Genomic DNA, 14,553 nt, shown 5'->3' with positions numbered 1-14,553 from the left:
ACATGTTACACTTATGATTATGGTTATCCTAAGGAGGGGCACATTGTGATTCAAATTGAAAATCAAACCGTTTCCAGTATTCCGTTTTTACATATTGTAAAGGAAGAGAACAGACACCGCGCTGTTCCTCTTGTGATCTTTATACATGGTTTTACTAGCGCGAAGGAACACAACCTTCATATTGCTTACCTGCTTGCGGAGAAGGGCTTCAGAGCTGTACTGCCGGAGGCTCTGCACCATGGCGAACGGGGAGAGCAAATGGCTGTTGAAGAGCTCGCCGGCCATTTTTGGGACATTGTTCTCAACGAGATTGAAGAGATCGGCGTACTCAAAACTCATTTTGAAAAAGAGGGCCTGATAGACGGCGGCCGCATCGGGCTTGCAGGCACGTCGATGGGCGGCATCACAACGCTTGGCGCATTGACTGCTTATGATTGGATAAAAGCCGGCGTCAGTCTGATGGGGAGCCCGAATTACGTGGAACTGTTTCAGCAGCAGATTGACCATATTCAATCTCAGGGCATTGAGATCGATGTGCCAGAAGAAAAGGTGCAGGAGCTGATGGAGCGTCTTGAATTGCGTGATCTCAGCCTTCAGCCGGAGAAACTGCGCCAGCGCCCGCTATTATTTTGGCACGGCGTAAAAGATAAAGTCGTGCCTTACGCGCCGACCCGGAAATTTTATGACACGATCAAATCCCACTACAGCGAGCAGCCGGAACGCCTCCAATTTATCGGAGATGAGCACGCCGACCATAAAGTCCCGCGGACAGCTGTGTTAAAAACGATTGAATGGTTTGATACGTACTTATAAAGCACTAAGTTATTAACAAGAGCTGAATTTACGTTATACTGTAGAAAAAAAGGAGTGAGGGAACATGGAAGAGGCATTAAAAGAAAACATTATGGGCGCCCTAGAACAGGTTGTCGATCCTGAGCTTGGCGTTGATATCGTGAACCTTGGTTTGGTATACGATGTTGACATGGATGAAGACGGCTTAACGCACGTGACGATGACACTGACATCAATGGGCTGCCCTTTAGCGCCAATTATCGTTGATGAAGTGAAAAAAGCGTTAGCGGACATTCCGGAAGTAAAAGAGACGGAGGTTCACATTGTGTGGAATCCGCCTTGGACAAGAGATAAAATGTCCAGATACGCGAAAATCGCGCTTGGCATTCAATAAAACAAAACAAAAGAGGACAGCCTGACATGTGAGGCTGTCTTTTTTACAGCTGAAAGGAGTGAAAGGAAATGATGTACTTGCTTGCTGTCCTATGCCCGCCGCTCGCTGTTTTGTTTTCGGGAAAACCGTTTCAGGCATTGCTGAATCTCATATTGACCTGTATCTTTTGGCTGCCGGGCGCGATTCATGCCTGCTTTATCGTCGCCGACCGCCGTGCCGAAAAACGGGCAAGAAGATAATCTGGAAAAATGAGGACGCAGACATGGTATAATGGTCATAAAAAAACAGCAGGGAGAGCGCCATGAAAAAGAAATTGCTTGCATTCGCGCTTTGTACAGGCGCGTATGCGGCCCTGTTTGCGTACTCTGTGCATTCAGATCAAAAAACAGACACAAGCGAGATGACGGATGTCAGCCGCCTGATGCCTGTGAAAATTAAGCAGACAGTGAAAGGGCAGGAAGAGGAAACGCTCATTGACACAGTCAAAGAAGCAAATCGAAAAAACATAAAGATCTCAATCGCCGGGGCACAGCACTCCATGGGCGGCCATACATATTATGAGGACGGCATCGTTCTCGACATGACAGGCTACAACAAAATCCTGTCACTTGATCAAGAGAAGAAAACCATCAGAGTGCAAAGCGGCGCGACGTGGAATGACATCCAGAAATACGTGAATCCATACGGACTCGCGGTAAAAGTCATGCAGTCACAAAATATTTTTACAATTGGGGGATCTCTCAGCGCCAATGCCCACGGACGTGATATCCGCTACGGCTCGCTGATTGATACAGTCAAATCATTTCGGCTTTTAAAAGCGGACGGAACGATCGTCACCGTCACTCCAAAAGATGATTTGTTTACGGCAGTCATCGGAGGATACGGTCTTTTTGGCGTGATTCTTGATGTAACACTTGAGCTGACGGATGATGAGCTGTATGTCATGCAGACTGAAAAAATGAATTACAGCACATACGCAGACTATTTTACAAAGCACGTAAAAGGCGATCCGGATGTCCGAATGCATTTGGCGCGAATTTCAACAGCGAAAAAAGGATTTCTGAAAGACATGTATGTCACGAATTACATATTGGCTGATCATCAGGATGAGCTGTCATCATACAGCGATCTTAAAAAAGACGAGTATACGGGAGTCACAAAGTTTGCACTCGGTTTGTCAAGACGGTATGAATGGGGAAGAAATTGGCTGTGGGACACGCAGCAATCCTATTTCCTGAGCCAAAACGGCACAATGATCTCACGCAATAACGTCATGCGGTCCGAATCAAAATTTCTCGAATATGAAAACAATGACAACACAGATGTCCTGCAAGAATACTTTGTGCCGGTAAAGGAGTATGCGTCCTATATTGACGACCTGAGACAAACGCTGTCGGCCGAGGACTTGAACCTGCTGAACATTACGCTCCGCTACGTGCAGAAAAATGAAAAAGCCGACCTCTCTTATGCGAAGGATGATATGTTTTCGCTCGTGCTTTTAATAAACGAAGGCTTTTCAAAAGAAGACCAGGCAGACACTGCCCGGATCATCAGGCGCATGACCGACGCTGCCATCAAGCACGGCGGCAGCTATTATCTGCCGTATATGACTTATCAGACGAAAGCGCAAATGAGGCAGGCGTATCCGAAAAGCGAAGCGTTTTTTCAGAAAAAACGTATGTATGATCCGGATGAGCGCTTTATGAATTATTTTTATCAGAGGTATAAATAATGGGGAAAAACAAATTAAAATGGCTGACATTATCACAAAGCAGCGTGTTTTTCGCAAGCAGCTTAATCTTTCCGTTTTATATTCTGTTTGTGAAAAACATCGGCTCAAGCTACACACAGTTCGGTTTTTCCTACGGATTGTTCGGGCTGAGCGGGGCGCTCATTTATCCGCTGCTCGGACGGCTGTCTGAAAGGCTCGACAGCCGCTATTTTCTGCTTGCGAACTCTTGGGGCATGGCTGTGCTGCTTTTGTATGTCCCGCATATCGGGAGCGTCGTTCAAGTGTATATCGTCCAAGTGCTGTTAGGGCTCTTTGGGGCAATGCAGAAGCACGGAGAAAAAGTGCTGATCGCCGATTTTACAGACAGCGGAGAACGCGGAAAGAAAATTGGAAATTACCATTTTTGGACTGCGGTCTTTTCAGCGGCAGCTATTATGCTTGGCGGCTTTCTCGCCGACTTTTTTACGGTACAAATGATTTTTTATGCAAGCTCTATTCTTTATTTCTTGAGCGGATTAATGATGATGAAAACAGGCTGACCGCGTCAGCCTGTTTTTTTATGCGGTTGAGAAAAGCGGGAGATCAACGTTTTCTGCTGCAATAGCGCCATTTTTTCAGAGCGGATTTTTTGTTGAACAGAAAATTTACAAATGAATAAAAATATTAAATATACGATTGAATTAATTTTTATTCATGTTATAATGTTAAATAATTTCACAAAGACCAAGAAGGTGAACTTGTTTTGAAAATAGGAATTGTAGGCGCTACGGGTTATGGAGGCACCGAACTTGTCAGGATTCTATCCAACCACCCGCATGCAGAGGAATGTATACTTTATTCATCCAGTGGTGGAGGAAATGTCTATAGCGAGGTTTATCCTCATCTTGCCGGCTTAGCCGATCAGAAGCTGAAGCCCATTGATATGAATACGATCAAAACCGAAGTAGATATCATGTTTCTTGCTGCACCGCCCGGGGTATCAAGTGAATTGACTCCGCAGCTGGCAGATGCGGGAATTCCGGTTATTGATCTGTCAGGTGATCTGAGGATACAAGAGCCGGCTGAATATGAAAAGTGGTATAAACGGACAGCGGCACCGAAGAAAGTGATTCATGAGGCGGTTTACGGCCTGGCGGAACTGAATCAAAAGCAAATTCAACAGGCGAAACTCATCGCTAATCCGGGCTGTTTTCCAACTGCTGTTTTGCTAGGCCTCGCGCCATTGGCTCAAAAGAAGCTGCTCAATGAGTCTTTCGTTATCGTTGACGCGAAGACCGGTGTTTCCGGGGCGGGAAGAAAAGCATCCATGGGAACTCATTTTTCAGAGCTGAACGACAATTTTAAAATTTATAAAGTCAATGAACATCAGCACACGCCGGAAATTGAACAGGCGCTGAATGAATGGCAGCCGGGGCTCGGGCCTATTACATTTTCGGCTCACTTGGTTCCGATGACAAGGGGCATCATGGCGACGATGTATACGCAATTAACAACTTCTGATCTATCGGCAGATGACCTGCATGATTTATATTCGGAATTTTACCAAGATTCATATTTTGTGAGAGTAAGGCCAAAAGGGCAATATCCGCAAACGAAGGAAGTGTACGGCAGCAATTTCTGTGATATCGCTGTTACCCTCGACGAGAGAACGAACAGAGTCACGATCGTCTCGGTAATCGATAATTTAATGAAGGGTGCCGCCGGTCAGGCTGTGCAAAACTTTAATTTGATGAATGGCTGGAATGAAGAGACCGGGCTCACCATGACGCCAATTTATCCATAGAACGGGAGAGAATCGAACCATGATTCAGTTAAGTGAAGATCAAATTGTAAAAGTAACAGGTGATGTATCCTCGCCAAAAGGGTTTCAGGCAAAGGGTGTGCATTGCGGGCTGCGCTACTCGAAAAAAGACCTCGGCGTCATTATCAGCGAGACACCGGCAGTAAGTGCCGCAGTTTATACCCAAAGCCACTTTCAGGCTGCTCCGATCAAAGTCACACAAGACAGCTTAAAGCATGGATCAGCATTGAAAGCCGTCATCGTCAACAGCGCCATTGCCAATGCCTGCACGGGAGAACAGGGCTTAAAGGATGCATACGCAATGCGGGAGAGCCTTGCTTCACAGCTTGGCATTGAGCCGGAGCTTGTCGCTGTTTCATCAACGGGCGTCATCGGCGAACATTTAGACATGGAAAAGATTCAGGCAGGCATCGAGCTGTTGACACAAACACCTGCGGGATCAGGAGATTTTGAGGAAGCGATTTTAACAACCGATACGGTGATCAAGCAGACGTGCTATGAGCTGACAATCGGCGGCGAAACAGTCACGATCGGCGGAGCGGCTAAAGGCTCCGGAATGATTCACCCGAACATGGCAACGATGCTGGGGTTTGTGACAACAGATGCGGCAATCGAAGAAAAAGCGCTGCAAAAGGCGCTTCGCGAAATCACTGACGTTTCATTTAACCAAATCACAGTTGACGGTGAAACATCCACGAATGACATGGTCTTGGTCATGGCAAACGGCTGCGCGGAAAATGAGTGCCTGACGGAAGATCATCCAGACTGGCCGGTCTTTCAAAAAGCGCTCTTGCTGACTTGCGAGGATTTGGCTAAAGAGATTGCCAGAGACGGAGAAGGCGCGACCAAGCTAATCGAAGCGCAAGTGCAGGGTGCGAAAAACAATCTTGATGCAAACGTGATTGCCAAAAAAATAGTCGGCTCAAGTCTCGTGAAAACGGCGGTCTACGGAACAGATGCCAACTGGGGACGCATTATCGGATCCATCGGGCACAGCGCAGCTCAGGTGACGGCAGAAGAAGTAGAGGTTTATCTCGGGGGCCAATGCCTGTTTAAGCATAATGAACCCCAGCCATTCTCTGAATCTCTCGCCAAGGAATACCTTGAAGGAGATGAAATCACCATTGTCATCAAGATGGATGAAGGTGACGGGAACGGTAGAGCGTGGGGCTGTGACCTGACCTACGACTATATCAAAATTAACGCGAGCTATCGCACGTAATAAAGGGGAGCACAATGAAGAAAACAATCGTTTTTAAATGTGGGGGAAGTGTCATCCGTGAGCTGTCGGAGGAATTTTTTTATAACCTGAAAGAACTGATGGCGTCAGGATGGAAACTGGCGATCGTGCACGGCGGCGGCCCGGAAATCACAAATATGCTGAAACGGTTAAATATCAAAACCGAGTTTTCGGGAGGGCAGCGAAAAACAACGAAGCCGGTGCTGGAAGTGGCTGAAATGGTTTTATCCGGTTCTGTTAACAAATTTTTCGTTGCCGAGCTTGCCAAACACGGACTGCGAGCCGCAGGCATCTCTGGTAAAGACGGCGGTCTTTTGGAGGCGGATTATCTCGATCTCGAAACATACGGGGAAGTCGGAGAAATCAAAAAGGTCGATGTATCCATGGTGAACGCGCTGATGGAAAAGGGCATCATTCCTGTTATTGCGCCGCTGTCTATGACGAGTGACTGCAAGACGCTGAATGTGAATGCCGATCTGGCTGCTTCAGCAGTCGCAGGAGCGCTTGAAGCTGATAAGCTGATGTTCGTCACTGATGTCGATGGGATCATGAAGGAAAAGCAGCGTCTCGACGTCCTGACCTCTGAGGAGGTTCAAGTGCTGATCAAACAGGAAGTAATCACAGGGGGAATGATTCCGAAGGTCAATTCAGCCTTGTCGGCTTTATCAGATCAGGTGTCTGAAGTCATGATCGTAAACGGAAAAGGATCATTCTTCACAGACCAAACCTTTCAAGGAACAAAAATCGTCAAAGCAAAGGAGGCTGTTTCATGAGCAGCTTATTTCAAACCTACGGCCGCTGGGATATTGATATCAAAAAAGCAAAGGGGACGTACGTTGAGGATCAAAACGGCAAAACGTACCTCGATTTTATTCAGGGGATTGCGGTATCTAACCTAGGCCACTGCCATGAAGCGGTCACAGAAGCAGTCAAAAAACAGCTCGACAGCGTATGGCACGTATCCAACCTGTTTCAAAACAGTCTACAGGAGCAAGCGGCACAGAAGCTGGCGGCGCACAGTGCGGGAGATCTCGTTTTTTTCTGCAACAGCGGTGCGGAAGCGAATGAAGGCGCGATCAAGCTCGCCCGAAAAGCAACTGGAAAAACGAAAATCATCACTTTTCTTCAGTCGTTTCATGGACGCACGTATGCAGGGATGGCTGCGACCGGACAGGATAAAATCAAAACAGGCTTCGGCCCGATGCTGGAAGGCTTTCACTATCTGCCATACAACGATCCTTCTGCTTTTGATGCTCTTGGGGAGGAAGACGGCATAGCCGCGGTGATGCTTGAGACAGTGCAGGGAGAAGGCGGAGTCAATCCGGCGAGCGTTGAATTTTTAACAGCTGTACAGTCGTTTTGCAAGGAAAAGAAAGCTCTTCTGATCGTTGATGAAATACAGACTGGCATCGGACGGACGGGAAAGGGCTTCGCATACGAGCACTTCGGACTCTCGCCGGATATCATCACAGCCGCAAAAGGATTGGGAAACGGCTTTCCAGTCGGCGCTGTCATCGGAAAGAAACAGCTGGGAGAAGCGTTTACCCCTGGTTCTCACGGAACGACTTTCGGAGGAAATATGCTGGCGATGGCTGCTGTGAATGCCACATTGCAAATTGTATTCCAGCCTGACTTTCTGCAAGAGGCTGCTGACAAAGGGACATTTTTAAAAGAACAGCTTGAGGCTCAGCTAAAGAGCCCGTTTGTCAAACAAATACGCGGGAAAGGATTAATGCTTGGAATTGAGTGTGATGGCTCGGTTGCTGACATTATTACTGAATTGCAGACATTAGGCTTGCTTGTATTGCCGGCCGGCCCGAACGTCATTCGGCTGCTGCCGCCGCTCACCGTGACAAAGGATGAAATAGCAGAAGCTGTCAGCAAGCTGAAACAGGCAATCACTCATCATTCCGCTGTAAACCAGTAATTTTTTTTCGGTATGAAAGTATAAAAATTCATTTTTATAATTAATTATTCATCAAGAGGTGGGCTGTTAGATGGAAGGTTATTTAGTGTTAGAAGATGGAACAGCGTTCAGCGGCGAGTTGGACGGTCATGAAAACTGCACGGGAGAAGCTGTTTTTTTTACAGGAATGACAGGCTACCAGGAAGTGCTGACAGATCCATCATATAAAGGACAGATTATCGTATTTACCTACCCGCTGATTGGCAACTATGGCATTAATGAAAAGGATTTTGAAAGCAAAAAACCGCAAGTGAAAGCCGCGGTTGTCTACGAGGCGTGTGATCATTTTTCTCATCATGAAGCGGTATACAGCCTCAAAGAGTATTTGCAGAAATGGAACATTCCGCTGTTGACCCATGTTGATACGAGGGCTGTCGTGAAAAAAATCCGGGCAAACGGAACGATGGGTGCGACTGTCACAGCCTCTAAAGAAGCAGCTGAGATCGCCCTTCAGCCAGAGAACGTGGCAGAACAGGCATCCGCACAGGAAATCAGCACATTCGGCGACGGACATAAACATATCGCCCTCATCGATTTCGGCTATAAAAAATCAATCGCCTCATCACTTGTCAAACGAGGCTGCAAGGTCACCGTGGTGCCATATCAGCAAATGGAAGCTGTATACGACATGAAGCCGGACGGCATTGTGTTATCGAACGGACCTGGAGACCCGAAAGCCATTCAGCCATATTTAGGAAAGATCAAAAGCATCATCAGCCGTTATCCGACTCTCGGCATCTGTCTCGGCCATCAGCTGATTGCGCTCGCGTTCGGAGGGAATACATTCAAGCTGCCATTCGGACACAGGGGTGCAAATCATCCGGTCATCGACCGTGAAACGAAACGCGTCTTCATGACAAGCCAAAATCACAGCTATGTGGTTGATGAACAGTCCATTAATGAAGAAGAGCTCACGATCAGGTTTCATCATGTCAATGATACGTCAGTTGAAGGGCTTGCCCATAAAAAACTGCCTGTCATGAGTGTCCAATTCCACCCGGAAGCCCATCCCGGACCTGCGGAAAGCGAATGGATTTTTGATGATTATCTAAAGAATGTGATACCAGCAAGGAGAGAAATCGCGCATGCCTAAAGACACCAGTATTTCAAGCATATTAGTAATCGGCTCAGGCCCGATCATCATCGGGCAGGCGGCAGAATTTGATTATTCAGGCACTCAAGGGTGCATCGCGCTGAAGGAGGAAGGCTATCGGGTGATCCTCGTCAACAACAATCCGGCGACAATTATGACCGATGAAGCCTTCGCTGATGAAATTTATTTTGAGCCGCTGACAGCAGAAAGCCTGACAGCCATCATTAAGAAAGAACAGCCTGATGGACTTCTTGCCAATTTAGGCGGGCAGACCGCGTTGAATTTAGCAGTGGAGCTTGAAGAAACAGGTGTTTTAAAAGAGCACGGCGTCAAACTTCTCGGCACATCCGTTGAGACGATACAAAAAGGAGAAGACCGGGAAAAATTCCGTTCGTTAATGAAAGAATTGAACCAGCCCGTGCCAGAGAGTGAAATTGTTGATAACGAGGCCGACGCCCTCCGTTTTGCGGAATCCATCGGTTTTCCTGTCATTATCAGGCCTGCATACACATTAGGCGGAAAGGGGGGAGGCATTGCCCCTGATAAAGAAGCCTTTACAGCCATGATTAAGCAGGCGCTGTTAGCAAGCCCGATCAATCAATGTCTTGTGGAAAATAGCATTGCCGGCTTTAAAGAAATCGAATACGAGGTCATGCGTGACAGCCATAACACATGCATTACCGTCTGCAATATGGAAAACATCGATCCGGTCGGTGTGCATACAGGTGATTCCATTGTTGTGGCACCCTCACAAACTTTGACGGATGAAGACTATCAAATGCTGCGGACGGCAAGCCTGACGATCATCTCAGCACTTGATGTCGTAGGCGGCTGCAACATTCAATTCGCGCTTGACCCATTCAGCAAGCAATATTACGTCATCGAAGTCAATCCGCGGGTAAGCCGGTCATCTGCTCTCGCGTCTAAAGCCACCGGTTATCCGATTGCAAAGATGGCTGCGAAACTGGCAGTCGGATACACCCTTGATGAGCTCAAAAATCCGCTCACAGGCTCGACTTACGCAAGCTTTGAACCGGCGCTGGACTATGTGATCGTCAAATTTCCGCGCTGGCCGTTTGATAAATTCAAAAATGCAGACCGCAAGCTTGGCACAAAAATGAAAGCCACCGGAGAAGTGATGGCGATTGAACGGAATTTAGAAGCGGCGATACAAAAGGCAGCAGCGTCCCTTGAACTGAAAAATGTCGGTACGCACCTTCCAGAGCTCAGCGGCTTGTCGATTGAAGCGCTTTGGGATTTGGCAGTCACTCCGGACGACCGCAGATTTTTCGTTGTCATGGAGCTGTTGAGCCGCAGCGTGACGATTGATGACATTCATGCGAAAACAAAAATTGATCCGTTTTTCCTGCATACCTTTGACAACATCATCAAACTGGAGAACCGCATGATGGAAGCGGGCAGCGATCTCTCTTTTGAATTATTGAAAAAAGCAAAGGAAAAAGGATTTTCAGACGCAACGATTGCCTCGCTGATCGGCAAAACAGAAGAAGAGGTGCGCGCGCTTCGCAAGGAGATGGGCATTACGCCTTCCTTCAAAATTGTAGATACGTGCGCGGCTGAATTTGATGCGAAAACAAACTACTTTTACTCCACATATTTCGGAGAGACTGATGGGGACATCAGCCGCAAAGAGAAAAAACGCGCGCTGATTATCGGATCAGGACCGATTCGGATCGGCCAAGGCGTTGAATTTGATTACAGTGCTGTTCACGGCGTGCTGACACTGCAAGAGCTTGGGTTTGAGACCATCATGATCAACAATAACCCGGAAACGGTCAGCACCGATTATGAAATTGCGGACCGCCTGTATTTTGAACCGATGACAACTGAGCACATTTTAAACGTGGCGGAGCAGGAAAACATTGATTTTGCAATCGTGCAATTCGGCGGCCAAACCGCGATCAATGCTGCTGAAGCACTCGAAAAAGCCGGCATTACCCTTCTCGGCACCTCGTTTGAAACGCTCGATGTGTTAGAGGATCGGGATCAATTCTATCAGCTTCTTGATGAGCTTGGATTGAACCACGCAAAAGGAGAAATCGCTTATACAAAAGAAGAGGCCGCTGAAAAAGCAGATGAGATCGGCTATCCGGTGCTAATCCGCCCATCTTACGTCATCGGCGGAATGGGCATGATCATTGTTGATTCGCAAGCTCAGCTTTCTCAGCTTCTGAACGGTGAGGACAGCATGCCGTACCCGATTTTAATTGATCAGTATGTGTCAGGAAAGGAAGTCGAAATTGATTTGATTTCCGATGGCGAGGATGTCTTTATCCCGACATATACCGAGCATATTGAACGGGCAGGTGTCCATTCGGGAGACAGCTTTGCCATCCTTCCTGGACCGTCCATTACAAGCGGGCTGCAGCAGGGCATAAAAGAGGCCGCGCAAAAAATTGCCCGAAAGCTTTCATTCAAAGGCATCATGAACATCCAATTTGTGATCGACAATGGAAACATTCTCGTTCTTGAAGTCAATCCGAGAGCGAGCCGCACGGTTCCTGTTGTCAGCAAAGTAATGGGCGTTCCGATGATCCCGCTCGCTACACGTCTGCTGGCGGGGGCGTCTTTAAAAGATGTAAACCCTGCAGTTCAAAATCATCATGGGGTTGCCGTGAAGTTCCCTGTTTTTTCTTCTCATGCGATCCAGGATGTGGATGTCAAGCTTGGGCCGGAAATGAAATCAACGGGAGAAGGCATGTGTGTTGCATATGATGCCGACAGCGCCTTGAAAAAAATCTATACGCGTGTCTGGAATCAAAAAGGAAGCATTTATTTGCAAAACGGGCCGGAAGATGTCAAGGAGTTAGCGGAAAAAGCCGGTTTTACAGTTTATGAAGGGACATTTGCCTCATGGATGGAACAGGAAGGAAAAGCGCTCCACATCAATCTGAGCGCCTCTGAAGAAGCGCGCAAAGAACGTTTGGAAGCCATGACGCACGGCATCACCGTCTTTACAGAAGAAGAAACCGTGCGGGCGTTTTTACAAAGCGGTTCAGGCCATCCGCAGCCTGTATCTCTCAAAGATCTCTATAAAAAGGAAGTGGCATCATGCACACAGTGACGCAAACCAGTTTATACGGAAAAGATTTATTAACGTTAAAGGATCTTAGTGAACAGGATATAAACGCCTTGCTCGCAGAAGCCGGTGAACTGAAACAAAACAAAATCCAGCCTATTTTTCAAGGCAAAACCTTGGCGATGATTTTTGAAAAGTCATCAACGCGGACCCGTGTTTCATTTGAAGCCGGCATGGCGCAGCTGGGCGGGAGCGCCCTCTTCTTAAGCCAAAAAGATCTGCAGCTGGGACGCGGTGAGACTGTTGCTGATACGGCTAGAGTGCTGTCAGGCTATGTGGATGCCATCATGATTCGGACCTTTGAGCATGAAAAGGTGGAGGAGCTTGCCAAAGAAGCTGACATTCCGGTCATCAACGGACTTACGGATAAATACCATCCATGCCAGGCACTGGCGGATCTTTTGACGATTAAGGAAATGAAAGGGAAGCTTAAAGGCGTGAAAGTCGCGTACATCGGTGACGGAAATAACGTGGCGCACTCATTAATGATCGGCTGCGCGAAAATGGGCTGTGATATCTCGATCGCTTCGCCAAAGGGGTACGAAGTGTTAGATGAAGCAGTTGAAGCGGCAACATCAGCTGCACTTCAATCCGGTGCTTCTATCACGCTTACGGCTGATCCAATTGAAGCTGTAAAAGACGCGGACGTGATTTATTCTGATGTGTTTACCAGCATGGGGCAGGAAGCGGAAGAACAAGAGCGTCTCGCTGTCTTTGCGCCTTATCAGGTGAATGCGGCGCTTGTCAGCCACGCCAAGCCTGACTATACATTTTTACATTGCCTCCCTGCGCACCGTGAGGAAGAAGTGACTGCGGAGGTTATTGACGGGCCGAATTCAGCAGTATTCCAGCAGGCGGAAAACCGTCTCCATGTGCAAAAAGCATTGCTGAAGGCCATTTTATACAAAGGGGAATAATCAAAAAAACTGCTGAGCCGCACTCAGCAGTTTTTTTGATGGCAACATATTCACAGCCGCTTAGGCGCATACTACAGCAAAAAGGAAAAGGAGGAAAAACAGTGGGACAGCAGCATCAATTCCGGCCCGGACAAAAAGCGCCCAACAATGGCATCTACGTTGAAATCGGCGAGACGGGGAGTATGGTTAAAAACCCTCAAAAGGTCCATCTCTCAGCAGGGGATATGTTTCCTGAAACATCAAATCACAATCGGCTGTGGACATATAAAAGAAAGCCGTGATCAAGAAAAAACCCAAAACAATGAATTGTTTTGGGTTTTTGGCTTTTAATGCTGGCTTGCATTTTTGTTCATAGGCATGATTTCTGCTAAAACCATGATTAAGACATACAGTACAACAGCAATTACAGATGATGTTTTGAAATTATACGCAGCGCTGTTCATGCTGGCAATCAAGTAGCATGCCATATGTGATAAAAGGAACGTCCAAATAAAGGCAATAATATATCGCACGTTTCCACCTCGTCCTTCTCATTCTATTCTAGAAGCTATCATACCATACAAAAAGCGAAGGGGGAATCCAATTTTAGAAGAAAGTGAGGTGACAAAAGAGTCTGATTCGTCACATTTTAATGGTAAAATATAAAAAATCGTCAATCGGTATAATAGCCAAAACTGTAAAAGGCTAGGACTTTACCTTATTCGTTTCTTTTCTTTCTACATATGATAGCGTGAGATGAAGTGTGAAAGGAGGCGGGCAAGCGATGGGAATAACGGAAAGGTATTTTCAATTGGGAACGGAGCATAACGTCATTCATCTGCCCTATCGCCCGAACGGCTTCGGCATCTTTATCTTAGGGGACAGAACCCACTTTGTCGGGAATGATTCAAGCTTTTGGCTTCAGCATTACGGCCGAAATCAGCTTCTGAACATGCTGAGGAATGAAGGATATACCCTTTTTAACAGCAATCTGTTCGGAAGGCATTGGGGTGCGGAAAAAGCGGTAACCTATGCCAAACAGCTCATACATTCCGTGCTGAAGCAGGAAATCCTCAATCCGAAGATTCATATTTTAGCAGAAGGCATGGGTGCTCTCGTGGCCGATGAACTGCTTCGTTTTTCCCCGGATCATATCCGCTCAGCCGCAATGTTGAATCCTTGTCTCGATCTTCATGCACATTATGAATCGGAGAAAGAAAATAAATTTTTCTATAAGCAATTTTTGAGAGAAGTATCGGAAAGCTACGGAATTTCTGAAAAAGAAGCGGAAGCGCTGTGTTACAAAACAATTGAAAGCTATCCGAGCGGCGTGCCGGTTCATATATGGCAGCGAATGACCGGAGCTCCCTATCCGTACAGCGTACATGCCGAAGTATTCAAGGAAAAACAGCAGAAGCAAGGCTCACCGGTCGACATGACATTTCACTTATTTGAGCATCCAAGCAGAATATATGCTTCAATATGCAAATTCTTTCACAGTCATGAAAAAGAGTTATAGAGAATACAATAACAACAGCC

The 14,553-nt window shown here is 47.0% G+C and carries 14 protein-coding genes and 1 pseudogene; 14 read left to right on the top strand and 1 reads right to left on the bottom strand.

The window, feature by feature from the left end; genetic code table 11:
* Positions 1-45: 45 nt before the first annotated feature.
* The 13 genes and pseudogenes from KHQ79_RS14445 to KHQ79_RS14385 all read left to right on the top strand — a co-directional run bounded on the left by KHQ79_RS14445 (position 46) and on the right by KHQ79_RS14385 (position 13,316).
* A complete protein-coding gene (locus KHQ79_RS14445) occupies positions 46-813 on the top strand; it encodes a prolyl oligopeptidase family serine peptidase (RefSeq protein ID WP_225515766.1) in 768 nt (255 codons plus the stop codon).
* Between the two features lie 64 nt (positions 814-877).
* Positions 878-1,186: a metal-sulfur cluster assembly factor gene (locus KHQ79_RS14440; protein WP_003224525.1), complete on the top strand. Its 309-nt coding sequence runs from the start codon at positions 878-880 to the stop codon at positions 1,184-1,186.
* A 68-nt stretch (positions 1,187-1,254) separates the two neighbouring features.
* The gene (locus KHQ79_RS14435; protein ID WP_003232996.1) at positions 1,255-1,425 is read left to right on the top strand and encodes a YqaE/Pmp3 family membrane protein; all 171 of its coding nucleotides are present in this window, start codon (positions 1,255-1,257) and stop codon (positions 1,423-1,425) included.
* Positions 1,426-1,487: 62 nt separating this feature from the next.
* Positions 1,488-2,918 carry an FAD-binding oxidoreductase gene (locus tag KHQ79_RS14430; protein ID WP_225515764.1) on the top strand — a complete coding sequence of 477 codons (1,431 nt, stop codon included), beginning with the start codon at positions 1,488-1,490 and terminating at the stop codon, positions 2,916-2,918.
* Entirely contained in the window at positions 2,918-3,457 is a 540-nt protein-coding gene (locus KHQ79_RS14425) for an MFS transporter (RefSeq protein ID WP_250648305.1), read from the top strand. The genes KHQ79_RS14430 and KHQ79_RS14425 overlap by 1 nt, the downstream gene beginning before the upstream one ends.
* Before the next feature lie 203 nt (positions 3,458-3,660).
* Positions 3,661-4,701, top strand: coding sequence for an N-acetyl-gamma-glutamyl-phosphate reductase (gene argC / locus KHQ79_RS14420; protein WP_225515762.1), 1,041 nt, complete (start codon positions 3,661-3,663; stop codon positions 4,699-4,701).
* A gap of 19 nt (positions 4,702-4,720) precedes the next feature.
* Positions 4,721-5,941: a bifunctional ornithine acetyltransferase/N-acetylglutamate synthase gene (gene argJ / locus KHQ79_RS14415; protein WP_225515760.1), complete on the top strand. Its 1,221-nt coding sequence runs from the start codon at positions 4,721-4,723 to the stop codon at positions 5,939-5,941.
* A gap of 14 nt (positions 5,942-5,955) precedes the next feature.
* Positions 5,956-6,732, top strand: a complete 777-nt coding sequence (gene argB, locus KHQ79_RS14410) for an acetylglutamate kinase (protein ID WP_225515754.1) — start codon at positions 5,956-5,958, stop codon at positions 6,730-6,732.
* Positions 6,729-7,886, top strand: a complete 1,158-nt coding sequence (locus KHQ79_RS14405; RefSeq protein WP_225515752.1) for an acetylornithine transaminase — start codon at positions 6,729-6,731, stop codon at positions 7,884-7,886. The genes argB and KHQ79_RS14405 overlap by 4 nt, the downstream gene beginning before the upstream one ends.
* A 70-nt stretch (positions 7,887-7,956) precedes the next feature.
* Positions 7,957-9,018, top strand: a complete 1,062-nt coding sequence (locus KHQ79_RS14400; protein ID WP_060398365.1) for a carbamoyl phosphate synthase small subunit — start codon at positions 7,957-7,959, stop codon at positions 9,016-9,018.
* Entirely contained in the window at positions 9,011-12,103 is a 3,093-nt protein-coding gene (locus KHQ79_RS14395; protein ID WP_225515742.1) for a carbamoyl-phosphate synthase (glutamine-hydrolyzing) large subunit, read from the top strand. Before KHQ79_RS14400 ends, KHQ79_RS14395 begins: the two co-directional genes overlap by 8 nt.
* A pseudogene (gene argF, locus KHQ79_RS14390) lies at positions 12,091-13,051 on the top strand (ornithine carbamoyltransferase). The gene KHQ79_RS14395 and the pseudogene argF overlap by 13 nt, the downstream one beginning before the upstream one ends.
* An 85-nt stretch (positions 13,052-13,136) precedes the next feature.
* Positions 13,137-13,316, top strand: coding sequence for a YjzC family protein (locus KHQ79_RS14385; RefSeq protein ID WP_003239319.1), 180 nt, complete (start codon positions 13,137-13,139; stop codon positions 13,314-13,316).
* Positions 13,317-13,361: 45 nt separating this feature from the next.
* On the opposite strand, the gene KHQ79_RS14380 is transcribed toward KHQ79_RS14385, so the two are convergent.
* On the bottom strand, positions 13,362-13,547 hold the full coding sequence (locus KHQ79_RS14380) for a YjzD family protein (protein ID WP_003224551.1): 186 nt from the start codon (positions 13,545-13,547) through the stop codon (positions 13,362-13,364).
* A gap of 251 nt (positions 13,548-13,798) precedes the next feature.
* Between KHQ79_RS14380 and KHQ79_RS14375 the strand changes: the two genes are divergently transcribed.
* Positions 13,799-14,533: a hypothetical protein gene (locus KHQ79_RS14375; RefSeq protein WP_003239317.1), complete on the top strand. Its 735-nt coding sequence runs from the start codon at positions 13,799-13,801 to the stop codon at positions 14,531-14,533.
* The last annotated feature ends 20 nt before the right edge of the window (positions 14,534-14,553 follow it).

The organism is Bacillus sp. TSO22 (assembly GCF_020223595.1).
Classification (GTDB): Bacteria; Bacillota; Bacilli; order Bacillales; family Bacillaceae; genus Bacillus; species Bacillus inaquosorum.
This window is presented reverse-complemented; position numbering and strand designations above follow the sequence as displayed.